The organism is Micromonospora sonneratiae (assembly GCF_042679305.1).
Taxonomy (GTDB): domain Bacteria; phylum Actinomycetota; class Actinomycetes; order Mycobacteriales; family Micromonosporaceae; genus Micromonospora_H; species Micromonospora_H sonneratiae.
This window is the reverse complement of the sequence record NZ_JBHTMP010000006.1, coordinates 169402-192572: the sequence shown is the minus strand read 5'-3', so window position 1 is coordinate 192572 and position 23171 is coordinate 169402. Positions and strand designations below refer to the sequence as shown.

The following is a 23171-nucleotide window of genomic DNA, read 5'->3' as shown; positions in this document are numbered from 1 at the left end:
CACCACCGGCAGCCGGCGCGCTGCCGGGCGGTGTACCACCCGGGCGGGCCGGGGTGGTCGACGGCGGCTTCGGTGGCGCCGGTGGCTTCGGGCGGCTCGGGGCGACCCTCGGTGGCGGATTCGTGGTCTCGGTACGGTTCTTCGAGAACGACCAGCCTTCGAAGCTGCCCTGCGGCGGCTTACGGTTGGTCACGCCCCATTCGCTGTACTTCCAGGCCCCACCGTTCGGCGCATGCCAGTAGGACCAGTAGGCGGTGGCCGGCGGGGTGTCGATGCACTTCTCGCTGGCCGGACCGGGCCTGCCCTCGATCCGGCAGATGAACGACTCGCCCCACCGGGCCACCCCGGCGATCTGGAAGCCCGCGTTCTTCAGCGCGGTGAGGCCGGTGGACTGGTCACCGGGGGCACATCGGACGATCGTGGCACCCCCCAGGTCCTGGAAGTCGACGACGACGGTGACTCCGGTGCCGTCCGGGCAGTAGCCCGGACGGCCCTTCGACCCGTCGATCGCTCCCGCCGGCGACGCGCCCGTGGCCGCCATGACCAGGGTCACGGCCACCATGACCGTGGCGCGCCGCAGCCAGCCCCCACGGGTCCTCATGAGCGTGCACCTCGTCGTCGCGTAGCGACGACCAGACCGGCGCCACCACCGACCAGCACCACCGCGACGACCACCATCAGGACGACCGAGGCACCGGTGGTCGGCAGCCCGCCACCGCCGTTGGTCGGCGACTCCGTGACGCCCGGGGCGGTCGGGCTGGGACCGGGGTCGGTGACCGAACCGGACGGCGTCACGGACGCGGTCGGCGACGGGGTGCCGGTGGCCGTCGGAGACGCGGTCGGGCTACCGCTGGGGCCGGGACCGGAACCGTCGCCGCCGAGCTTGCCGAAGGGAACCTGTGCCAGGGCCAGTAGCGCCTGCGCGGTTGCCCGCCGCCACTGGTCCCGCTGGTTGTCGGCGACTCCGCTGGACTGGGCCGTGGTCAGCCCCTCGGTGTTGTATGCGATGGCGCCGGTCTCGCCCGTCGCCTTACCGGCGTTGGCGATGGTGAGCTGGTGCGCGACGACATAGGCGGCGGCCCGGTCGGCGGCCTCCCGGCGTCCGGCGGCGGCCAGGGCCTGCCCGGCGAGGCCGGTGCTGTTGGTGTTGGACGCCTCGGTCGGTCCGGAGCCGCCGAACGAACCGTCCGCACGCTGGACCTTCACCAGCCAGTCGGCCCCCTTGGCAGCGGCCCCGGCGGCTCCCGCCGCACCGGCCTCGGCCGCGGTGAGCAGTGCCTGCACCGCCATGCTGGTCGAATCCGGGTCGAGTACGGCGTTCGTCGACTCGTCACAGGTCGCCGACGGCGTGCCGAACGTGTCCGGGGAGAGTCGGAAGCCGCCGGCCGCACACTGCTGTCGGATGAGGAAGTCAACCACGTCCTGCGGTACGCCGCCGCTTCGGGCCAGCCCGATCACCGCGAACGACTGGGCGAACGTGTTGCTGGCGTCCACCCCGCCGGACTCGGCGGGATAGCGGTCCCGCACCCGCCCCCGGTGTACGCCGTCCGTGGCGACCAGTTCCAGGGTCTCGGTACGTAGGTCGTGCCCGCCGTAGGCACGCGGGTCGGATCCGGTGCTGACGGCGGCGACCAGCAGTTTCGCGGTCGCGCCCGCGATGCGTACGCCGGCCACACCCCAGTCGTCCCAGGTGCTGTAACTGGTCACGTGCGCCGCGGTGGCCGAGGTGACCGCCCGCGACGCGGCCGGGTCGGCGCCGGTGGCCTGCAACGCGAACAGCGCGTCGAGGGTCAGTCCCCAGTCGGTGCCGACGAAGCCCGGCAGCCCACCGTCGACGAGTTCGCCGGCCAACCACGTTCCGGCGGCCCTTCCGCTGGCCGCGTACGACGTGGCCGGGGTGGACGGGCCGGCCGACACGGTGGCCGACGGGGTCGGCTGGACGACGGGACGCGCCGGTGCCACCCGAGGGTACGGGTTGTCGTCGGGAGTACGGTTCTTCGAGAACGACCAGCCCTCGAACGAGCCCTGGGCCGGCTTGGAGTAGGTGGCCCCGGTCGAGCTGTATTCCCAGGTGCCACCGTTGTCGGCGTGCCAGTACGACCAGTACGCGTCCGCGGGCGGTGTGTTGGTGCACGGCTCGGTGTCCGTGCCCGGCTTGCCGTTGATCCGGCAGATGAACGATTTGCCCCACCGGTCGGTGCCGGTCACCTCGAAACCGGCGTTCTCCAGCGCGGTGAGCCCGTTCTCCTGCTCGCCTGGCGCACAGCGGATCAGCGTCTCGCCGCCGAGCTCCTGGAAGTCGACGACCACGGTGACACCGGTACCGTCCGGGCAGTAGCCGGCGGTACCGGCCGCGTTGGCCGAGAGCGCGGGTACGGACACACCGACCACGACGGCCAGCCCGGCGACGGTGGCCAGGACGATTCGTCTGACTGTGGATCTGGATCCGGGCATGGGAGTGCCTTTCGGGAGCGGTTGGTGGGCGTCCCGAAAGCCTCAGAAACCGCGAAACCCTCGGTCACGTTCCGGAGACCCGGTGACGTGAGCGAGGGTGGAGCGGGCGCATCGGCCCGGACTTCACCCTGTAGACCTCGACAGTGAAAGCCGCTGGCTCACCGAACGGGCATTCCGACTCGCAGGGGTCGACACCCCTGCTCACGGCTGCGGGTCAGCGCCGGATTCACACCGGCTTCCCCCGCTCGGGAGCGTATTCAGTTGTCCACCCGGTGTGGTCCGGGTGCGGTGACACCGTAACGGATCCGGTGCAGGTGGCACCAGGTGAGGTAGCTCGCTGTTCCGGTCGCCGTGGGCGGGCCGCCGAAACACAGCAGGATCTCGTCGCCGCTGATGAGAACGTCGTAACGGGCATCCGCAGGACGTCGACGGACGTTGACCAAGTACCCCGTCGAATACCCCACCGCCTGCAGTCCACAAGGCTGGTCGGCCGGAGCGACCCTGCTGTTCCTCCGTACGGTGCTCGGCCTCACCCCGCACGAGGACCACCTCGCGGTCGATCCCGCCCTGCCACCCACGATCGGCCGGATCGAGCTGCTCGACATCCCCGGCCGCTGGAGCCACGCCGACGCGTTCGGCCGTAGCGGCGTCGACCGCCAGCGTCGGGCCAGAGTGCGACGGTAGGGCCTAGCTCCTCGGCCAGTGGCACACCGCGGTACGGGTCGCCGGCAGCGGCGAATACTGGTCGGACGAAGGCATACAGATCATGGTCTGCGTCTGTGAGGAAGAAGGCTTCAACATCGCCGCTGGCTACTCACTGTATGGAGACATCGGCGGCATCCGCTCGCTGGCCACTGCGGAACGCTGCGTCGCCTGCGGAAGGATCGGATCGTTCACCAGCTGGATGGTGCGCGGCGGCGAGATGGAGCTGCTGGACCTCGCGTAGGCCCGGCGGTCTCGTCGATCCGGCGCTGTCACCTGCGCACAACAGCAGCTGTGCGAGCATGGGCCGATGACGGCGACCTTCGACGACTACCTCTGGTTCGAGCAGATGTTTTCCGATCTGTCCGAGGCATACTGCATCACACTTGTTCGGGACGTAACCCCAGCAGGACTGCTGGACAGGTTCGGCGTCGTCGGTGACCGTGTCGATCGCATAGGTGTTGGTGAGCTCGTCGAGCCGAGCTACGCCACGTGGAAGGCGCACGACGGGGCCGTTCAGCTTGTCGCGGCTACAGCGGTCGGTGATTGGGCACTGGCCGTGGAGTCAAACGGCTATCTCGGTGTGACGGAAAAACTGGTCGGGCGGCTCTCCGCAGGCACACGCCTCGTGTCGCACTTCCGCAATGTCAACGCGGTCGACCGCTTCTACCTGATCGATGACGGTCAGATCCGCTTGTACTTCGAGCCGTTGTTCGCCTGGCACCGCTCCGGTTGCGACGCCGACGGCTTCATCGAACTCATGCAGGCCGTTGGCTTGCCGATGGATCAGGACGGCGACATCGGCGACCCCGGTGCCGCCGCATTCGCCCTGGCCGAGGCGATTACGGGGATTCGGCTGACACCCGACTTGCTACAGCGGTCGACGTTCACGTGTGGCGAGGCGTGTATACCTGGCCGTACTCACGGCTAGGCCGCGATCGGTTGCGGGGACATTTGCGGCGACAAACCGTCAGGTTCGTCATGATCGCATTCACCAGCTCCGCAGGACGGCGCCGTCGGCAGAACTTCGACGCAGCCACCACGATCCCGCCGTCGACACCCCGCCCGCGCCGCGGATCGGCGCCGCGTTCACCGAACTCGCCCGGACGATCTGACCGCAGACCCGCCACAGTTCAACGCGTCGCCGACCCCGCAACGCAACGGCGTCACCATGAGCGCGATGACGCCGAAGTTCATCCGGATGAGCGTCGGGCCTGCTCCAGGTTCGACTGGTGGGGGCCGGAGAGCCAGTCTTGGCTCAGACGCGCGTCGACCGGTTCCTTCCCGTGCCGCAGCGCATCGATGTAGGCATGATCGGCGGCAAGGCGGGCCGCCACCTCGGGGCCCTCGGCAACGGCCCCGTGCCCGGGGACCAGGACATCGACGTGCCGGGCAGCCTCACCGAGCCGGTCGAGGGCCATCTCATAGGCACCCACCTGATCGGGGCGGCGAGGATCGAGGAGCGGAATCAGGACGTCGGAGAGCATGTCGCCGGCCAGCAGGACGCCACGGTCCGCGAGGAGTACCGCGGCGTGGCCGATGGCGTGCGCCTGATGCTCGACGATCTCGCCCGGCACGGGTCCTCCGTCCGCGGGCAGCGGGGTAAGGAGCCCGATCAGCTCGAGAGGGATACCCGATGCGCTCTCCGCCGCCACCCGTTGCGCCCGCTCTCGGGCTTCACTGGCAGCCTGGACGCCGCCGGGGGTGGCGTAGCGCGGCACGTCGCCGAACCGGGAATGCCAGAGCAGGTGGTCCCAGTGGGGATGGGTGGAGAACCCGGCGACCACCGGAATGCCGAGCCGGTCCACGTCATCGGCAAGCTGGTTCAGATCGGAACCGTCGATGCCGGGATCGACCAGGATCAACCCGCTCTCCCCGCGTACCACGACGGCATTGCTCCAGACCCACTCGCTCTGCCGGACCCAGACACCGTCGGCCACCTGATTCAGCATGGGTTCACTGTGTCAGGTGTCTCCGTCCGGAGCGAGTTGCGACGCCCTTCGGGGCCGTATTCGGGACCGGCGGGCGTCCCCCGAAACGCACTCACATGCTGCTGTTCGAGCGGGCGTACGGCGGTACTCGACCAAGGGGGCAAACTCGGGTCATGACGGAACCGGGTAGGTGTGCTTCCGCTGCCAGGCGCTCGATTCGACCAGGATTCTGAGGAGAATCAGGGGCAAGCGCGTCGACGTCGACAGGCCGGGCGACGACCCGGATGAGTCCGGTTCGAGTGCGCGGACTGCGAGGGCACGGGGACCGTGAACGTCCCAGACGGATTGGATGAGTTCACCAGCGTTAGCGGCGAGTGTCCCGGCTGCGGAGGTCTGGGTTTCTACGAGGACGACCCTCACTGCACCCGGGTGTCACTAGGTATGCCTAGGCGGCCCGCGCACTCCGCTAAACCCTGCTGAGCAGTGAAGATAGGTAGGCGCTTCCGATGTGACAGAACCCCTGTCAACCGACGATTGATCCATCAGCGGTTGACAAGGAGACGAGCCATGTTGTTACTCCCGGACACAATGCTGGCGCTGGCGAACGATCACCACCGTGAGCGGATCGCCGAGGCCGACAGGGAGCGCCTACTCACCAGCGCCCGCCGGTCCCGAAGGGCCCGTAACGCCCTGGTCGTCCGCGGACAGCCCGACGGTAGCCTAGCGTCGTGCGAACCATCCGAGGCGGCGCCAGCCCAGTGATGATCGGGCGGGAGAGCGAGCTGCGTCGGTTGGCGCAGCTCGCAGCGGCGCGCGAGCCGGCGGTTGCCATCATCGCGGGCGAGCCCGGCATCGGAAAGACCCGGCTGGTGCACGAGCTGCTGACAACCGTGCCGGCGGAGACCGTAGTGCTGGTCGGCCAGGCGGAACCAGGCTCGCTGTCCCGGCCGTACGAGGTGCTCCTGGACGCCATCGACGGCCGTCCTGCCAGCAACGAGAAGCAGCTTGCGGACCTCGCGGACCCGCAGCGCAGCCCGGTCGAGCGCCTGCACACCGGTCTCGCCATCCTGGCCGACCTGATCGGCGACTCCCCTGCGGTCATCGTCTTCGAGGACCTACATTGGGCCGACTCGGAGAGCGCGGCGTTGTTCGAGCGGATCGCCGACCAGCGCGGGCCGCGGCTGCTCATCGGGACGTACCGGCCGGACGAGGTGACCCGTCGCCAACCGGTGGCTGGCCTGCTGGCCCGGATGGAACGCCGGCACACCGTCACCCACGTACGCCTGGATCGCCTCACCCCCGCGCAGACTGCGGCGTTGCTGGCGGCGGCCACCGGCGCTTCGGCGCCGCTGCGCGCCGTGACGGCGCTGCACCAACGCACCGGCGGCAACCCGTTCTTCCTGGAGGAGTTGCTGCGCGCGCTGCCCGGGTACGACGTGGAGGCGCTGGTCGAGCAGCCGCTGCCGTGGAGTCTCGCCGAGGTGTTACGCCGCCAGGTCGACGACCTCGATCCGGTCAGCCACCGCATCGTGGAGGCGGCCGCAGTGCTTGGCCACCGCATCCCGTTCGACCTGCTGGCCGACGTGACCGGTGTGGGCGAGGACGAGCTGATCGCCGTGTTGCGCGACCTGGTCTCCCGGGGCGTGCTGGTCGAGTCCGACGAGGACGAGTTCGCGTTCCGGCACGCGTTGGTGCGCGAGGCGATTGCCGACCAGATGCTCGGCCGGCAGCGCCGCCGGCTGCACGAGGCGGCCCTCGACGTACTCCTGACCGGTGGTGCCGCCGACCCGGCCATGGTGGCGCACCACGCCCGTGGTGCCGGCCGGTACGACGACATGGTCGCCGCGGCCCGCCGCGGCACTGCGCTCTACCTCTCCATCGGCTCCGCCTACCAGGCCCTGCAGTTGGCGGAGATGGGCCTCGACGAGGTGCCCGACGACAGCGCCCTGCTGGCCTCCGCCGCCAGGGCGGCTTGGCTGGCCGGACTCCTGGACGACGCCCTGCGGTACGGCCGGCGCTGGCGTGACGTAGCCGGCACCACAACTGACCGGGCCGAGTCGCTGTACCTCCTGGTCCGCATCGCCTGGGAGTCCCGCGAGACCGACGAGATGCGCACCCTGACGCACGACATCGGGACCCTGATCGCGCAGCTTCCCCCCGGCGCCGACCAGGCGCGGGCGATGACCGCGATCGCGCAGTCGGCATCCCTGCGCGGCGACCTCGACGGGGCGCTGCTCTGGTCCGACCGCGCGCTGGCGCTGGCGGACGAATTCGACCTGCCGGCCGTCCGCCTGGCGGCGCTGCTGGAGAAGGGCTGGACACTCGCCGAGCGCCCGCAGAGCGCAGCCGCTGGTCGTAAGATCCTGTCCGCCCTCGTCGACGAGGCCGAGAAGGCGGGCGAGTGGGTGTTGGCCGCCCGTGCCCTCAACATCCTGGTACACGGTGAGCCGCCTGCCTCGCCGGCCGAGCACGCCGAGACACTCGAACGGATGCGCATCGACGCCGAGCGGGCCGGCTTCGAGTCACTCGCGGTGGCCACGTACTTCCAGGGCCGGGCCCGGCTCGCGATGCGGGCCGGCGACCTGCGGGCCGCGATCGCGGCGCTGGAGGAGGGACGCGAACAGGACCGGAACTACCGGCGCCGGGGCCGCTGGGCCGACTACCACGGGGTCTTCCTCGCCGGTCTCTATCTGGAGGCCGGCGAACTGGACCAGGTCGAACAGCTCGTCACCGACCTGGCAGCCCTACCCAACAACCCGTCGACCATGATTCCCAGCCTCGTATTCCACCTCGCCTGCCGTCGCGCAGACCTACCGCGCGCCGAAGCGAGCCTGGAGGAACTCATCGCGGCCCTACCCGAGCAGGCGTGGCGCAGCAATGAACAGGCCCACGACCTGATCTCCGCCGCGCTGGAAATCGGCTTGCCGGCGCACCGGATCGACCAGATGGCCACCGCTCTACTCGACGCCGACGTGTGGGACGCCTACCGCACACTCGTCGACGCCCAGCTCGCGGAGGCACGCAGCCAGTACGCCGACGCACTGGCCGGCTACCTGTCCATCACCGACGCCCACAGCCTGGGGCCGGCGACCCGAGGCACGGTACGCGTCGGTGCCGCCCGTTGTCTGCTGGCAAACGACCGGCGCGAGGAGGCCGCCGAGCAGGTGGAGGCGGCCGTACCCCTGCTGGCCGAGTGGCGTGGCTGGCGGGTGGCCCAGCTCTCCCGAGTCCGCGCCCAGCTGGGCATGGCCCCAGTCGACGCGCCGCCCACCGTCACCGGCCCGGCCGCCCTGACCCCCCGCGAGCGGGAAGTGGCCGTACTGATCAGCGACGGGCTGACCAACACAGAGCTGGCCCAGCGCCTCTACATCTCACCCAAGACCGCCGCCGTTCACGTCTCGAACATCCTGCGGAAGCTGGGCGCCTCGTCCCGGACCGAGGTGGGCGACCTCGTCGGGCGGTATTGACCCAGGAATCGTCGCCAGCCAGCTTCAAGGGAACGGTGCATTGCGTAACGGCGCTGACCGACCACCACGAACGGCACGGCAAAACCGCCGGACGCCAACTGGTGTTCGTTACAGCAGGGACGCGTCGTGGACGAGCAGCACGTCCCCCGGGTCGGTAGTGCTTTGTTGGGTCTTGTGGTGTGTCGCTGGTATGAGCATCGTGGCGGTGTCTGGCTGCGGCGGTGAATGAGCGGGACGTCGCTCGGGTGCGGGCGCAGTTGGCGGACTTCGCGGCGGGGGTGTTCGCGGGTTGTCGCACCCGGTAAGCGGGGGGTTTCGGCGGGAGGTTCAGAACTCCATAGGCGAAAGCCAAGCCCTGACCGACGTTTCCGCTGGTCAGGGCTTTTTCTCTGTCGGGCTGGCCGGATTTGAACCGACGACCCCTTGTTACCAACCGTAGCCAAATTTAGCTTGTCATTGCTTGCCAACAACTGGCGCTGAGCTGCACAGACGTAGCCAGACGCTCGCCACTTCATGTCACTATTCGTCAACGCTTCGACGGGGTTTTCGTGGGGTAGACGGGTGGCCTTGTGTACAGAACGGCAATAGGTCTCACCGCCCCACGCACCTCACGCCCGCCCAAGCCGCCCCCCAGATCGCCCTCCAAAGCTCAGCCGGCGGCGGAGGTAAAAGCCCTCGCTGAGCTGGCTCCTCCAATCGCGACCGCCGAGGTCCACCACTTCCGGCCGGCGCACCTCGGAAGTCACCGCGAGCTGCGACTTGCTGCGGGCGATAGACCATCGAACACCCGTGTCTGCAGCAAGTCTTGCGCGCCTGCGGGTTGCGCAGTCACCACGAGCCGCAGCTGGCATTTGCAGGCCGCCGCTGGCTTCCGATGCCAGTGCCAGTCCATGAACGAGATGCTTCGCGCGCAGCGCGTCACGCCCTTGGGTGGAGGACCAGCTCGGCGATTTTCTGCACTCGTTCCACCGTGATGCCGGTACGCTGTTCCACCGCTAGCGGATGATCAGTCGGTTCGAGGATCACATGCGGCCGGGTGCCGACCTGCTCGGTGTGTACCTCGGTCTTGAGATTCAGCGTTTCCACTGGGTAGGCAGGTAGCTGGGTGGACAGCCAACCGAAGTACGCCGGCTCCTGCTCCCTGCCGGGAGTTGTCCACAGATCTACTGTGCGGCGGAAGTTGTCCCTGCTCAACGACACCCAGACGCCCCATTCGAAGTCGGTGCCGGCGTCAAGGACGGGGATGACCAGGCGCGCCCGGATGAAGTAGTGCTGCGCCTGGATGATGCAAAGCTCGTCCTCGAGAACGCTGCGCTCGTCGTCAGCGAGCTCGTCTCGCCAGTACGCCGGTGCCTGCGCGCCGTACGAGAACGGAACACTTTCATGGCGCTGTCCGCAGCCCTGGCACACAAACCCTTCATCAGTCACGACGTGACAGTACAGCTCCATCAGTCACCCGCATCCGTACCGCCTCCTGCCGTATCCGGATCTGCCGCCGGCTGGGCGCCAGGGCGCACCTGCGAGACCGACGAGTCGGCCGACCGCTCGTGCCGATAGCGCGTGCTCGCGGCTTGTCGAAGTGTCATGATCGGCGGCGATGAGCAGCGATGAGGATTCCGAATTCGGTCCTGATGAGACACGCCGACACCACTTGGCGCAGGTGAACAGGGTGCTTCGTCGCCCTGGCATGTATGGCGGAAACGAGATAGCCGAACGGCTTCTGCTCGAGGCGATGGCCGCCGTGGATGGCAGCCTTGAGCGGTGGTGGGCGGAGTGTGATGGACTGCGCGAACGCGACGCGTTCGCCGCGACGGGTGTCGTGGGTGCCTACAGCTACATCCTTCCGGCTAGCGCCTTGCGTGAGGCCACCGCCTCCGTCTACGCCGAGATCGCCCATCGCCTCGGTTAGCTCGAGCTGGATCGGGCGTTGTCGGAGGCCGAGTTCCGGCAGTTGCATACCGATGTGGACGAATGGGTGACGCAGGACCGGACACTATCTGAGGTCATCGAGACGTTCGGGCCACCGTCGCTACGGATCGGCGGCACCAACCCCTTCTATCCCAGGACGCTCGCCTACACCACGACCGAGCCCGGTCACAATTTGATCTGCTTCCACCTGTGGAATGCCTTCGCGAACATCCCAGCCGGAACAGGGCTACAGGGCGTACACCCCGAACCGGTGCTTCTCGCCGTACGGCATCGGCCAGGCACATTCCCTGACTCGTTCTCGTTCACACCGGAGGGCCTACACCACAAGCCAACCGCCGACCAGCAAAGCCCGCTCAGGTCCACCGTCTGGATCTTCCACGGTGACCGCGCCCGATACGCCTCCGGAGTCTTCAACACCCAGAACGCCGGGCTCACCTGGGCAGCCGAGCACCAGGTGACCGGGCTCCTGGCCGAGTACGCCACCGGGGGCGCCTACGACATCGCCATCAGCGAGGGCCGCTTCACACCATCGAAGACGCACCACGGCACCACGGACCATGTCGCCGCCTTCGGTCCGGGATTACGTCACATCCACCTAACCGACGGCCGCCAGGATTGACAGACATCGACTCCCGACAAACGCCGCTGCCGCTTGCGGACGATCTGCGGCTCGAAGGTGCCGGCCCGGTCCCGCGGCACGTCGATCCGCACCGGCCCGTTGGCGTCGGTCAGCACGGTCTTCGACCGGGTTCCGTTGCGGACGTTGCCCGAACCGGCACCGGCCTGGTCGTGTTTTTCGTAGCCGAGGTGCTCGGTCATCTCCTCGTTCAGCGCGGTTTCCAGGACCGTCCTGGTCAACTGTTTGAGCAGCCCGTCCGGGCCCGTCAACGACAGTCCTTGTTCCTTCGCGGCCCGCACCAGGTCAGCGGCGGCCTTCGCCTCCGCCGACGGCTCAGGCCGCTTCCTGCGTCCGGTCTGCTCGTTCAGTGTCGCGGTCATCACAGCACCCTCCTCACCAGGCACAACGCCCGGCAGGCCAGGCCGGAAACACCGTTAGACCCACACTCCCGTAAGCGGGGTTTCGGCGGAAGGTTCAGAACTCCATAGGCGAAAGCCAAGCCCTGACCGGCGTTTCCACTGGTCAGGGCTTTTTCTCTGTCGGGCTGGCCGGATTTGAACCGACGACCCCTTGCCCTACGTCAAGGGCTCGATCCAGATGTTGCGGTAACGCACCTTGTCCCCGTGGTCCTGCAACCGAATCGCACCGAGGGACGGTCCCTCCGCCCGACCGCCGCCGGTCGGGCCGTCGATCGCCACGTCGTCGTGGACGACCGTACCGTTCCATACGACGGTGACCCGGGCATCAGCGATCTTGGTGCCGCTGCTGTCGAACCGGGCTGCCCGGAAGGTGATGTCGTACGCCTGCCAGGTCTCCGGCGCGGTCGCGGCATTGCTGTCCGCGGCCTTCTTGCGGTAGATCGCCGCCGCGTCATTGTCGGCCAGTGTCGGCTTCCCGTACGAGTCCAGCACCTGGATCTCGTAGCGGTCCTGTAGGTAGACGCCACTGTTGGCCCGTGCCTGTCCGGTCACGTCCGGTGGCATGTTCGGCAGCCAGAACTCGACGTGCAGCTTGAAGTCACCATAGTCGTCCCTGGTGCGGATGTCTCCGCAGCAGACCTCTGCCGCGCCGTCGACCACTGGCCACTGTGCCTCGCGGCCGTCGGTATGCCGCCAGTTCGCCAGGCTCGTTCCATCGAAGAGTACGGTGCGCACAGCACCCCCAGGTTCGTCGACTGTGATGCGGTCGAGGTTGACGTGGCCGGTGTCGCCGATGTCGTTTCGGTAACTGATGGTATTGGTGCCGGCACGCAGCTTCAACGACTCGGTCCGGGTCGCCCAACTCTTCCAGTCGTCCGTGGCGGGGAGCATGGTTTGCCTGATCTTGCGGCCGTCCTGCGGCACGCTGACGTTGCCGATCACATGGGACACGAAGTGGTCGCTGAAGGCGAAGCGCTGGTCGAGCTCCAGCCGATGGGCTTGGGTCCACCATGCCGCCGGGCCCACCGTCTGATCGACGGGTGACCGCGACCTTCAGCGTCTGCGGGCCAGCAGTTGCACCGCCGGCGACCGGTGGCCGTTCATCGTGACGACCTCGATCCGGCGCTCGTCCAACCGGTCGAGGTCCGCCAGGAGAGCCCGCAACCCGGTGACGTCGTGGTGCCGGCACACCACGCCGTCGTCGGTGGCGAACACCCCGTACGGGGTGCCGAACCGCCGGGCATGGGCGGCGTAGCGGGCCCGGTTCCGTTCGTCGTCGGAAAGGACCGGGTCGCTGACGTAGAGCAGGCCGCCGGGCACGAGGACACGGACCAGTTCGGCGATGAGCGCCCGCTGGGCATCGCCGTCGGGTACGCAGGTCAGCACCGCGAACAGCAGGACGACGTCGAAGCTCGCTGACGCGTACGGCAACGTCGGCGGGGACGCCAGCACCTCGACTCGCAGGTCCGGCCACAGTCGACGGCCTCGCGAGATCAGTGCGGGCGACGGGTCCACCCCGGACACGTCGGTGAAACCATGGGCGGTCAACTCGGCCATGATCCGGCCGTATCCGCAGCCGTAGTCGAGGATCCGGGCGTTGCGGCGCACCCCGTCCAGCCACTCGAGGTGCACCGGGTGGGTGAAGGTCTTCGTGGCACCGACGCCGTCCCAGTACCCGACCTGGCTACCGATCTCCCGCATACGGATGGAGCATACGGGCTTGTTCCGGACGACCGGATGGTCGGCGGCGGTTCTGCGGCGGAAACGAAAGGGGTGGGCCGGGCGCCCGCCCGACCCACCCCGATGACAACCGACTCAGCTGACGGAGACCTTCTCTCCCTCGACCTTCGCCTCAGCCAGCCGCCGTTCCCGCTCCTGCGCACCGATGAGATCGTCCGGTAGGGAGTCGGGCACCTCCGTGTCGAAGCGACGCAGGGTCCTGATCATGAACCCACCCGTCGTGACGAGCATGAGGCAGAGCCCGAAGACCAGGTAGGCGAAGCCGATCCCCCGGCCCGGCCCGACACCGATCAGCGCGCCGACCGATCCGGCCAGCGCCCCGCCCGGGGCGAACATCGGCTCGAACAGCGCGGTCGCTCCCGGGGCCACCAGCGCGAACCCGATCGGCAGGGTCGACCACGTGATCGTCTGGTTGAGTGCGAACACCCGCCCGTGATAGCGCTGCGGCACCTTGACCTGCACGATCGTGGCGTAGATGCCCTGGGCGGTGGTCATCGCCATGGCCATCCAGAACACGCCGAAGCCGATGGCGATGACCGACGGGTTCACCCCGATGAGGAAGCAGCCGATGGCGGTGCCGAAGTTGCCGACCAGCACACCGATCATCCGTCGGTTCCGGGGCCCGCCCCAGAGCGACATCAGGACACCACCGGCGATACCGCCCAGCGCCTCCGCCACGGCGACCTGGGCCACCTCCGTCTGTGTCGCGAACGACAGCACCAATGGCGTGATCAGCACCAACGCCGGGGCCAGGAAGATGTTGCCCAGCGAGAAGTAGCCGAGCATCAACCGGAAACCCCGGTGGTTCCACGAGTACCGCAGGCCGTTGACGATCGCGACCAGCAGCCGCTCCCTCGGCCGCCACCCGAGCAGGTCGGGGAAGCGGATGAAGGCCAGGGCGATGATGGCGAAGGCGTAGCTGGCGATGTCGATCAGCAGGATGCCCTTGAGCCCGATCGCGGCCAGCAGGCCCGCCGCGATCACCGGCATCATCAGCATCGCGAATCCGTTGGACAACTGGGTGATGCCCATCGCGTGACCGAGGTAGCGCTTGGGCACCAACTGCGGCACCGCCGACTGGAAGGCGATCCGCTGGAACGACGCCGCCACCTGACTCATCGACACGAGCAGGTAGATGTGCCAGAGCTGGAGATTGTCCGACCAGAGCAGCGCAGCAAGGATCACCTGCAACGAACCGGAGGTGCAACTGGCGATCATCATGATCCGGCGACGGTTCACCCGGTCGGTGATGGCACCGGCCACCGGCAGCATGAGCACACCACAGAGCAGCGCCAGCGCCCACAACAGACCGAGGTTGGTCACCGACTTGGTGGTGGTGTAGAGCCAGATCGGCAGCGCGAACGCGGTCAGCGCCGATCCGGTGGTCGAGACCACCTGGCCGAGCGTGACCGCCACGAACCGCCCCATGCTCGGCTTGACGACCTTCCGGCCGGTCTCCACGGCGGCATTCGCCTGCCACCGGTCTCGTACCGTCCAGGCAGCCAGCTCACCCCGGGCCTCCGGCTCCAGCGCGGTGATGTCGCCGGCCACCACCGCCGGATGCACGGTGGTGACGATCTCGGCGAGTTCGTCCGCCCGGTACTTGAGGAAGAAGTGACCCGCCTGGTCGAGCACGACCAGTCCCAGGGTGTCGCTGAGGAACTGCCACTCGGCGTACCGCTCGGTGAAGTAGTCGGTCACCGGGTCCTCGGATCCGACCACCGAGATGATCGGAGCCCGCAGCTTCTCCGCCCGCCGATCGAGCAGTCCGGTGAAGTACTCCTCCGAGGCCCGGGAGTCGGCCCGCATGTTGCTGATGATCCGGTCGGCCTGCTCCGGGTCCAGCTCGTCGGTGTCGACGCCCATCGACTTCAACCAGTCCGCGTAGTGCCGGTTGCTCTTGAGCGCCTCCAGCTTCGTACGCATCGCCGAGAAGAAGCCCTTGGGCCGGGCGAACGGGAACATCGCCCCGATGTAGACCGCCTCGAGCTCCCGGCCGGCGGCCTCCACCTTGCGGGCCACCTCGGCGGTGATCGCGCTGCCCACGCCGCAGTGGCCGTAGAGCGCGATCGGGCCCTCGATCCGTTCCAGGATCTCCTCGGCAACCCGGGTGGTCAGCTCGTCGAAGGGCAGCGCGGACTCCTCGAGCCCGACGTCGTGGCCGGGGATCGCCAGCGAGTACAGCGCCCGGTCCTTCGGCAGGGCGTCGGCCAGGGGCTGGTAGACGATCGCGCTGCCACCGCCGTACGGCACACAGACATAGGTCAGCGTCCGCTTCCCGGCCGGGATCGGTTTGGTCAGCTCGTAGAGCAGCCGTCGTGGCCCGTCGTCCCCGGCCGTCCCGGTCATGAACGCGGCCAGGTCCCGGATCGTCCGGTGCTGGAACAGGTCCATCACACCGACCGCGCGTCCGGTCTCGTTGACCTTGCGGATCCTGGCCACCACCTGGGTCGCCAGCATCGAGTGTCCGCCCAGGTCGAAGAAGTCGTCGTCGATGCCGAGCGTGGGTACGCCGAGCACCTCCGACCACAACTGCGCCAGCATCCGTTCGGTGTCGTCGCGTGGCTCGACCAGTTCGACGGAGGATTCCCGCGTCACCACCGGTGCGGGCAGCGCCCGGCGGTCGAGCTTGCCGTTCGGGCTCAGCGGCAGGGCGTCCATCGCGACGAACGCGTTCGGCACCATGTACTCGGGCAGCATTCCCTTGAGCGCGGCCTTGAGGTCCGCGCTCTCCGCCGGGCCCACCGTGTAGGCGGTCAGCCGCTTGTCCCCGGGTACGTCCTCCCGCACGATCACGACCGCGTCGGTGACCCCGTCCTGGTCGCGCAGCGCACTCTCGATCTCGCCGAGTTCGATCCGCAGACCACGCAGCTTGACCTGGTGATCGATCCGGCCCAGGAACTCGATCACCGCGCCCGGCCGGTCGTCCAGACCGTCAGTCGGGTTCGCCAGCCGCCAACGGGCCAGGTCACCGGTCCGGTACAGCCGGCTTCCCGGCTCGGCGGCGAACGGATCGGGCACGAACCGTTCCGCGGTCAGCGACGGCCTGCGGTGGTAGCCCCGGGCCAGACCGACCCCGCCGATGTAGAGCTCGCCGCTGACGCCCACCGGCACCGGGGCGAGGTGCTCGTCCAGGACGTAGAGCCGCAGATTGTCGATCGGGGTGCCGATCGGCACGCTGGTCAGCCCGGCCAACGCCACCGGATCGCAGTGCCACGAGCTGACGTCCACCGCAGCCTCGGTCGGGCCGTACAGGTTGTGCAGCCCGCAGTCCGGGAACCGGGCGGTGAAGTCGACGGCCGACGCCAGCGGCAACTCCTCGCCACTGCAGATCACCCGTCGCAGGCTGGTGCAGGCCTCGATCCCGTCCTCACCGAGGAACACGGTCAGCATCGACGGTACGAAGTGCGCGGTGGTCACCCGCTCGGCGACGAGCAGGTCCCGCAGGTAGCCGGCGTCCTTGTGCCCGCCCGGCTTCGCCAGCACGATCCGCGCGCCGGTCTGCAACGGCCAGAAGAACTCCCACACCGAGACGTCGAAACTGGCCGGGGTCTTCTGTAGGACCGCGTCGTCGCCATCCAGCCGGTACTTCTTCTGCATCCAGTCGAGCCGGTTGACGATGCCCCGGTGGGTGTTCGGCACGCCCTTGGGTCGTCCGGTCGAGCCGGAGGTGTAGATGACGTACGCCAGATTGCCGGCACCCGCGGTCGGCGTCGGACGCTGGGTCGGTTGGTCCGCCCACTCGGCTTCGTCGTCCAGCACCAGGATCCGGGCGTCGGTGCGTGGCAGCACGTCCCGCAGCCGGTCGAGCACCAGCACCACCGGTACGGCCGCATCCTCGACCATGAAGGCCAGCCGGTCGGCGGGGTACTCCGGGTCGAGCGGCAGGTAGGCACCACCCGACTTGAGCACCCCGAGCAGACCGGCCACCAGTTCCACGGAACGCTCGGCACAGACCCCGACCAGGGTCTCCGGTCCCACCCCCTCGGCCCGTAGCCGATGTGCGATCCGGTTGGCCAGCGCGTCCAACTCGGCGTACGACACCGAACGGTCCTCGAAGCGGACGGCGACGGCGTCCGGCGTACGGGCAGCCTGCTCCTCCACGAGCCCGTGCAGCGTCGCCGTGTCCGGGAAGTCGGCGGCGGTGTCGTTCCAGGTGTGGAGCACCAGCTCCCGTTCCGGGACCGGCAGGATATCCAACGTGGATATCCGGGCGTCCGGGGTGGCGACGATCGACCGCAGCAGGGCGTTGAACTGGGTGGCCATCCGCTCGACCGTGGCGCGGTGGAACAGGTCCGTGTTGTAGACCAGCTTGCCCCACAGTCCACCGGTGACCTCGACCAGGTGCAGTTCGAAGTCGAACCGGGTGGCTCGCAGCTCCATCGGCGTCCACTCGAAGGAGACGTCCGTGCCCTTCGACGCCTCGGTGAACCGGCCCATCTCGTAGTTCTGCAACACGAACATCGACTGGAACACCGGTGACCGGCTGACGTCACGCGCCAGGTTCAGCTCCTGCACCACCTTGGCGAACGGCACGTCGGCGTGCTCGAACCCGTCGAGCACGCACCGCCGGGTCCGCTCCAGCAATTCGCTGAAGGTCGGGTCACCAGCCAGTTCGGCCCGCATCGGCAGCATGTTGATGAACATGCCGACGACGTTCTCCAGTTCGGGTACGGACCGTCCCGCGGACGACGCGCCAACGGCGAAGTCGTCCTGCCGGGAGTACCGGGCCAGCAGCACCTGGTACGCGGCCAGCAGCGTCATGAACAGGGTGCCGCCGCTGTTGCGGGTCAGGGTGGCCAGCCCCTCGGTCACCCCGCCGTCGACCGTGAACTCCACGAAGTCGCCGTGGTAGGTCTGCGTGGCGGGACGGGGCAGGTCGAGGGGCAGTTCCAGCGGGGTGATGCCCCGCAGCCGCTCCTTCCAGTAGTCCAGCCGCTGGCGCGACTGGGGACCGTCGAGCGACTTCGCCTCCCAGTACGCGAAGTCTCCGTACTGGATGGGCATCTCCGGCAACGGCCGTCCGTGGTACAGGCCGATCAGGTCCCGCAGCAGCACGTCGACCGACCAACCGTCGCCGACGATGTGGTGCTTGGCCAGCAGCAGTACGTGGTCGTCGTCGGCCAGCCGGATCAGCAGGGCCCGCAGCAGCGGCCCCTGGGCGAGGTCGAACGGCTCCGTCACGGCCCGGTCGACGAGGGCCTGCGCGGCGGCCTCGTCCTCGGCGTCGACGATCCGCAGTGGAACCTCGACGGCGTCGGAGACGACGACCAACGGGCGACCGTCCTCGTCGGCCGGGAACCGGGTGCGCAGCGACTCGTGCCGCTGGGTCAGCCCGGCCAGTGCAGTACGCAGCGCATCGACGTCGAGCGGGCCACGGACCCGCATCGGTACGGCGATGTGGTACGCCGCCTCGCCGGGGGCGATCTGGTCCATGAACCAGACCCGCTCCTGGGCGTACGACAGTGGCGTGACCGCATCCGCCGGCCGGGCCACGATGGTGGCAGTGGGCTCGGCCCGACGTCTGCGCAGCCGCTGCGCAATCAACGCGTCCCGGGCCGCAGTCCGGGCAGCGTCCTTCAGGTCCGTCATTCGGTGTTTTCCTCTTCCGCCGCCAGCAGCGCGGCCACCTCTGCTTCGGAGAGCTCGTCGACCTCGGCGGCGATCAGCCGCTCGATCTGGGCGGCGAGATCCGCAACTACGGGATAGCTGAACAACGACCGCATCGGGACGTCGACTTCGATGTCAGCGCGGATCCGGGCCATCGCCCGCATACCGCGCAGGGAGTTGCCGCCCAGCGCGAAGAAGTCGTCCTCCGCCCCGACCTTCTCCACCTGCAGGATCTCGCTGAAGATCTCGGCAACCAGACGCTCGGCTTCGGTACGCGGTGCCAGATAGCTCGGCGTCGTCGCCGTCTCCGGCAGCGGCAGGGCGCCCCGGTCCAGCTTGCCGTTCGGGGTCAACGGCAGGGCGTCGAGGTTGACGAACGCCGTCGGCACCATGTGCGCAGGTAGAAGCCGTGCCAGTTCGGCGGAGAGTTCGGCGGCGCTGGCCGAGGTCACCACGTAGGCGACCAGGCTGGTGTCGCCCCGGTCGTCGGTACGGGCGACCACCACCGCCTCGCGTACGTCCGGGTAGCCCAGCAGCGCCGACTCGATCTCGCCCAACTCGACCCGCATACCCCGGATCTTGACCTGGTGGTCGCTGCGCCCCAGATAGTCGATCGTCCCGTCGGCCCGCCACCGGGCCAGGTCGCCGGTGGCGTACATCCGCCGCCCCGGCGCCCCGTACGGACAGGGCACGAACCGTTCGGCGGTGAGTCCCGGACGCCGCAGGTATCCCCGGGCGAGCTGGTCACCGGCGACGTACAACTCGCCCACCACACCGGGCGGCACCGGCTGCAACGCCGCGTCGAGCAGGTAGACCTCGGTGTTCCAGACCGGGGTGCCGATGGTGACCTGACCGGCCGGAAGTGCTTCTCCCGGTGCGATCCGGGCAGCGACGCAGCCGACGGTGGCCTCGGTGGGGCCGTACTCGTTGGTGACCGCCACCCCCGGGTTCGCCGCCCGCCAGGCGGTCAGCGCCTCGCTGGAGAGCGCCTCACCACCGAGGACGAGGTCACCGGTGGGCGACAACTGCCCATCCAGCAGGGGCAGGTGCCCCGGGGTCGCCTTCAGGAACGTCGGCTGGCCACCGACCCGGGCGGCCGGGTCGTCGATCGCGGCCAACCGGACCGATCCACCGGCGGTGAGCGGCCCGAGCAGGCCGGTGACAGTGAGGTCGAACGACACCGGCGAGTGCAGCAGCGCCGTGCCGGACAGGCTCGGGTAGGCCTGCCGGGCCCAGGCCAGGTAGGCGTCGACCGAGCGGTGCTCCACCACCACGCCCTTCGGCCGCCCCGTCGAACCGGAGGTGTAGATGACGTACGCCGGGTGGGCCGGGCGCAGCGGCACCGTCCGCTCGGCGTCGGTCACGTCGGAGTCGTCGCCGTCGTACGTGCCGTCGAGCACCAGCGCGTCCGCCGGTACCAGGGCGGCCGTCTCCGGCGCGGCCAGCACCAGCGTCGGTGCCGCGTCGCCGAGCAGGAACGCGATCCGCTCCGCCGGGTAACCGGTGTCGACGGGGACGTAGGCGGCTCCGGACTTCAGCACCGCCAGGATCGCCACCAGCAGGTCCGCCGAGCGGGGCAGGGCCAGCGCGACCAGTGAGTCCGGGCCGGCCCCCCGGCTGACCAGCACCCGGGCCAGTTGGTTGGCCCGGGCGTTGAGCTGCCCGTAGGTCAACGTCGTCCCGTCGCACTCCAGTGCGGTCCGCTCCGGCGCGGCGTGGACCTGCCGTTCGATGACCTCGACCAGGGTGGTCTCGACCGTGGCGTGGGCGGTGTCGTTCCAGGTACCCAGAACGGCCTCCCGCTCCGCCTCCTCCAGCAGCGGAAGTTGCGACACCCGCAGGCCGGGCTCGGCCACGATCGCCTCGAGCAACCGTACGTAACGACGCACGATCGTCTCGGCCGTGGACCGGTCGAACAGGTCGGTACGGTAGATCAGCCGGCTGGTCTCGGTGCTGATGTCGAACGCGAGATCGTCCTTTGCCGTGCCCAACAGCACCGGGTCGATACCGGACTCGGGAATGAAGTTGAACGCGGCCTGGAAGATCGGCTGGATGGACGGATCCCGGTGCGGCGCGATCGCCTCCACGATGCGCTGGAACGGGGTCTGTCCGTTGTCCATCGCTTCCAGCAACGCGTCACGGGTCCGCTGGAGCAGCTCGCTACCGGTGGGGTCACCGGAGATGTCGCAGCGCAGCGGGACCGGGTTGACGAACATGCCGATCAGTTCGTCGAGTTCGGGACGGTCCCGCCCCGCGGTGGAGATGCCGACCACCACGTCGTCACTGCTGGACAGTCGGGACAGCAGCGCGGCGTACGCGCTCAACAGGACCATGAACGGCGTCGCCGCCGCGCTCCGGCCGAGCGCGGTCACCCGGTCGAGCAGCCCGGCGGGCAGTTCGAACCGTACCTCGTCACCGGCGTAGCCCATCCGGAACGGACGCGGCCGGTCCAGTGGTAGCGCGGTCACCGGCGGGGCGTCGGCCAGCCGGTCCCGCCAGAACGTCAACTGCTTCTCCAGCGCCGCGCCGGTAAACTGTTCGTGCTGCCACACGGCGAAGTCCGCGTACTGGATTCCCAGCTCCGGAAGTTTCGGGTCGGAGCCGGAAACGACCGCTTCGGCCAGCGTGTTCAGTTCGGTGGTGAACACCACCTGTGAGCGGCTGTCGAACACCGCGTGGTGCACGACGACCATCAGCACCCACTCGTCGTCGGCGTAGCGCAGCAACTGTGCCCGCCACAACGGCGCCTGGTCGAGCGGAATCGGGGTACGCGCCAACTCCTCGCTGAACGTGTAGACCTTCTCGCTGCGTTCTTCCTTGGCCACCCCGCCGAAGTCCACGATCGGCAGGTCGGTTACGGGTTCGGCGGGGCGGACCACCTGCACCAGGGCACCGTTCTCGGTACGCAGATGGGTCCGCAACGCCTCGTGCCGGGCGACGACCGCATTGAGCAGGCTCGTCACCTGATCGCTGGTGAACCCCTTCGGGGCCTTCCAGAACGCCGACACGTTGTAGACCGGCGAGTCGACATCGAACTGGTTGGCGATCCACACCCGTTCCTGAGCGGCGGAGGCGGGAAAGGTCCACTCCCGCTGCGACGCCTGCGTCATCGGGCCACCTCGCGTACCGACCGGGGCCGCATGTCCGTCCACACCTCGTCCACGTGTGCCAGGCACTCGGCCCGGGTGCCGGTGAAGCCGGCGTCGTGCCAGCCCGCGGGAATCTCCTGGTCGGCCGACCAGATCGAGTACTGCTCCTCGTCGTTGCGGACGACGACGAATCGGGGCTCGCTCATCACTTCTCCTGCTGGGTGTTGGGGGTGTAGGGCTCGGCCATCGCGACTGCGATCTTGCGTGGCCCGGTGAACGGCTCGCGGGCGTGCGCGGCGGTCATGTTGTCGACGACCAGCACGTCGTCCCGGTGGTAGTCGAAGCGGGTCGACGCGGCCCGGTACGCCGACCGGAGGTGGTCCATCACGTCGGCCGGGATCTGCCCGCCGTCACCGTAGTAGGTGTTGGTCGGCAGACCCTCCTCGCCGAACATCGCCAGGAGACCTTCCTGCAGGTCCTTGGCGAGCGTGCTCACGTGGAAGAAGGTGGCGTGGTTGAACCAGCGGGGCACGTCGCTGCCGGGCCGGTAGTGGATGGCGTCCCGGACCGACGTGGTACGCATGCCGTTCTTGCCGATCCAGTCGATCCTGATGCCGTTCTTCTCGCCGTAGGCCTCGATCTCGTCCCGGTCATCGGTGTTGAACACGTGCTGCCACGGCGTGCCGAAGTCCGGGTGGAAGTTGCGTACGACCATCCAGCGCCGCCGGGCGAACTCCTCCCGTACGGCCGGGTCGATCTCCTCGTACACACGACGGACGTCGGCCAGCGGAGTGGCACCGAGCGTCGTCGGCGGAGTGATGCAGTAGAAGTACAACGTCAACGGCCAGGCCGCCTGGTACGAGTTCTCGTTGTGCAGGAAGATCTCCTCGTCCGGCGGGTAGTCCGTCGAGGTGTAGACCTGCCCCTTGATCGTGCTGCGGGGCGACGAACGCTCGGTGTAGGTCAGCGGGGCACCGGACAGGGCCCGTACCACCTGGTCGAAACCGTCGACGCCACCAACTTCGAACCCTCGGAACAGGACAGCGCCGTGCTCCACCAGCGCCGCGCGGAACTCCGCGCGACGGCTGGCGATCAACTCGGTGATGGGTGTGCCGTCAGACTTGATGGTCAACGGCAACGGGGTAGCGGTCATGTCGCTCACTCGTCTCCTTGAGTCCTGGTCACGCGGAGTACTGGTCACGCGGAGTACT

At 68.6% G+C, this 23171-nt stretch carries 15 protein-coding genes, 3 pseudogenes and 1 riboswitch; of the genes and pseudogenes, 6 read left to right on the top strand and 12 right to left on the bottom strand.

What is annotated here, in order from left to right; genetic code table 11:
- From ACFQ4H_RS06320 to ACFQ4H_RS06310, 3 genes and pseudogenes are all read right to left on the bottom strand, one after another.
- A pseudogene (locus ACFQ4H_RS06320) lies at positions 1–601 on the bottom strand (hypothetical protein); the annotation flags it as partial.
- Positions 598–1962, bottom strand: coding sequence for a prenyltransferase/squalene oxidase repeat-containing protein (locus tag ACFQ4H_RS06315; RefSeq protein WP_377567962.1), 1365 nt, complete (start codon positions 1960–1962; stop codon positions 598–600). The pseudogene ACFQ4H_RS06320 and the gene ACFQ4H_RS06315, both read right to left, overlap by 4 nt.
- A gap of 639 nt (positions 1963–2601) precedes the next feature.
- Positions 2602–2730: riboswitch (cobalamin riboswitch) on the bottom strand.
- Positions 2712–2897 (bottom strand): hypothetical protein, encoded by a 186-nt coding sequence (locus ACFQ4H_RS06310; RefSeq protein WP_377567950.1) that lies wholly within the window; start codon positions 2895–2897, stop codon positions 2712–2714. (Overlaps the previous riboswitch by 19 nt.)
- Between ACFQ4H_RS06310 and ACFQ4H_RS06305 the strand changes: the two are divergent.
- From ACFQ4H_RS06305 to ACFQ4H_RS06295, 3 genes and pseudogenes are all read left to right on the top strand, one after another.
- Positions 2866–3138: pseudogene (locus ACFQ4H_RS06305) on the top strand (glycogen debranching N-terminal domain-containing protein); the annotation flags it as partial. The gene ACFQ4H_RS06310 and the pseudogene ACFQ4H_RS06305 overlap by 32 nt on opposite strands.
- 82 nt (positions 3139–3220) lie before the next feature.
- Positions 3221–3400, top strand: coding sequence for a hypothetical protein (locus tag ACFQ4H_RS06300; protein ID WP_377567948.1), 180 nt, complete (start codon positions 3221–3223; stop codon positions 3398–3400).
- Between the two features lie 66 nt (positions 3401–3466).
- A complete protein-coding gene (locus ACFQ4H_RS06295) occupies positions 3467–4087 on the top strand; it encodes a DUF6461 domain-containing protein (RefSeq protein WP_377567946.1) in 621 nt (206 codons plus the stop codon).
- 262 nt (positions 4088–4349) lie between these two features.
- Here the strand turns inward: ACFQ4H_RS06295 and ACFQ4H_RS06290 are convergent, their stop codons facing one another.
- Positions 4350–5108 carry an MBL fold metallo-hydrolase gene (locus tag ACFQ4H_RS06290; RefSeq protein WP_377567944.1) on the bottom strand — a complete coding sequence of 253 codons (759 nt, stop codon included), beginning with the start codon at positions 5106–5108 and terminating at the stop codon, positions 4350–4352.
- 707 nt (positions 5109–5815) lie between these two features.
- On the opposite strand from ACFQ4H_RS06290, the gene ACFQ4H_RS06285 reads away from it, so the two are divergent.
- Positions 5816–8554, top strand: a complete 2739-nt coding sequence (locus ACFQ4H_RS06285; protein WP_377567942.1) for an ATP-binding protein — start codon at positions 5816–5818, stop codon at positions 8552–8554.
- 918 nt (positions 8555–9472) lie between these two features.
- Here the strand turns inward: ACFQ4H_RS06285 and ACFQ4H_RS06280 are convergent.
- Positions 9473–9982, bottom strand: coding sequence for a DUF2199 domain-containing protein (locus ACFQ4H_RS06280; RefSeq protein ID WP_377567940.1), 510 nt, complete (start codon positions 9980–9982; stop codon positions 9473–9475).
- Between the two features lie 169 nt (positions 9983–10151).
- Between ACFQ4H_RS06280 and ACFQ4H_RS06275 the strand changes: the two genes are divergently transcribed.
- Both ACFQ4H_RS06275 and ACFQ4H_RS06270 read left to right on the top strand, forming a co-directional pair.
- Complete coding sequence (locus tag ACFQ4H_RS06275; protein ID WP_377567938.1) at positions 10152–10463, top strand: hypothetical protein; 312 nt, start codon at positions 10152–10154, stop codon at positions 10461–10463.
- 18 nt (positions 10464–10481) lie between these two features.
- Positions 10482–11102, top strand: a complete 621-nt coding sequence (locus ACFQ4H_RS06270) for a DUF7710 domain-containing protein (RefSeq protein WP_377567936.1) — start codon at positions 10482–10484, stop codon at positions 11100–11102.
- Positions 11103–11107: 5 nt separating this feature from the next.
- Here ACFQ4H_RS06270 and ACFQ4H_RS06265 read toward each other — a convergent pair.
- The 7 genes and pseudogenes from ACFQ4H_RS06265 to ACFQ4H_RS06235 all read right to left on the bottom strand — a co-directional run.
- Positions 11108–11482, bottom strand: a pseudogene (locus ACFQ4H_RS06265) (transposase); the annotation flags it as partial.
- A 195-nt stretch (positions 11483–11677) separates the two neighbouring features.
- Complete coding sequence (locus ACFQ4H_RS06260; protein ID WP_377567934.1) at positions 11678–12547, bottom strand: family 16 glycoside hydrolase; 870 nt, start codon at positions 12545–12547, stop codon at positions 11678–11680.
- A 27-nt stretch (positions 12548–12574) separates the two neighbouring features.
- The gene (locus ACFQ4H_RS06255) at positions 12575–13222 is read right to left on the bottom strand and encodes a class I SAM-dependent methyltransferase (RefSeq protein WP_377567932.1); all 648 of its coding nucleotides are present in this window, start codon (positions 13220–13222) and stop codon (positions 12575–12577) included.
- 114 nt (positions 13223–13336) lie between these two features.
- On the bottom strand, positions 13337–18853 hold the full coding sequence (locus tag ACFQ4H_RS06250) for a non-ribosomal peptide synthetase/MFS transporter (protein WP_377567930.1): 5517 nt from the start codon (positions 18851–18853) through the stop codon (positions 13337–13339).
- On the bottom strand, positions 18850–21981 hold the full coding sequence (locus ACFQ4H_RS06245) for a non-ribosomal peptide synthetase (protein ID WP_377567928.1): 3132 nt from the start codon (positions 21979–21981) through the stop codon (positions 18850–18852). The genes ACFQ4H_RS06250 and ACFQ4H_RS06245 overlap by 4 nt, the downstream gene beginning before the upstream one ends.
- Positions 21978–22166 carry an MbtH family protein gene (locus ACFQ4H_RS06240; RefSeq protein WP_377567926.1) on the bottom strand — a complete coding sequence of 63 codons (189 nt, stop codon included), beginning with the start codon at positions 22164–22166 and terminating at the stop codon, positions 21978–21980. Before ACFQ4H_RS06240 ends, ACFQ4H_RS06245 begins: the two co-directional genes overlap by 4 nt.
- Entirely contained in the window at positions 22166–23113 is a 948-nt protein-coding gene (locus tag ACFQ4H_RS06235; protein ID WP_377567960.1) for a TauD/TfdA family dioxygenase, read from the bottom strand. The genes ACFQ4H_RS06240 and ACFQ4H_RS06235 overlap by 1 nt, the downstream gene beginning before the upstream one ends.
- Between the last annotated feature and the right edge of the window lie 58 nt (positions 23114–23171).

Excerpts from the sequence above, each read along its gene's own strand:
- ACFQ4H_RS06240 (WP_377567926.1), bottom strand. The coding sequence starts at position 22,166 with ATGAGCGAGCCCCGATTCGTCGTCGTCCGCAACGACGAGGAGCAGTAC.
- ACFQ4H_RS06295 (WP_377567946.1), top strand. The coding sequence starts at position 3,467 with ATGACGGCGACCTTCGACGACTACCTCTGGTTCGAGCAGATGTTTTCC.
- ACFQ4H_RS06290 (WP_377567944.1), bottom strand. The coding sequence starts at position 5,108 with ATGCTGAATCAGGTGGCCGACGGTGTCTGGGTCCGGCAGAGCGAGTGG.
- ACFQ4H_RS06275 (WP_377567938.1), top strand. The coding sequence starts at position 10,152 with ATGAGCAGCGATGAGGATTCCGAATTCGGTCCTGATGAGACACGCCGA.
- ACFQ4H_RS06245 (WP_377567928.1), bottom strand. The coding sequence starts at position 21,981 with ATGACGCAGGCGTCGCAGCGGGAGTGGACCTTTCCCGCCTCCGCCGCT.
- ACFQ4H_RS06250 (WP_377567930.1), bottom strand. The coding sequence starts at position 18,853 with ATGACGGACCTGAAGGACGCTGCCCGGACTGCGGCCCGGGACGCGTTG.
- ACFQ4H_RS06255 (WP_377567932.1), bottom strand. The coding sequence starts at position 13,222 with ATGCGGGAGATCGGTAGCCAGGTCGGGTACTGGGACGGCGTCGGTGCC.
- ACFQ4H_RS06235 (WP_377567960.1), bottom strand. The coding sequence starts at position 23,113 with ATGACCGCTACCCCGTTGCCGTTGACCATCAAGTCTGACGGCACACCC.
- ACFQ4H_RS06300 (WP_377567948.1), top strand. The coding sequence starts at position 3,221 with ATGGTCTGCGTCTGTGAGGAAGAAGGCTTCAACATCGCCGCTGGCTAC.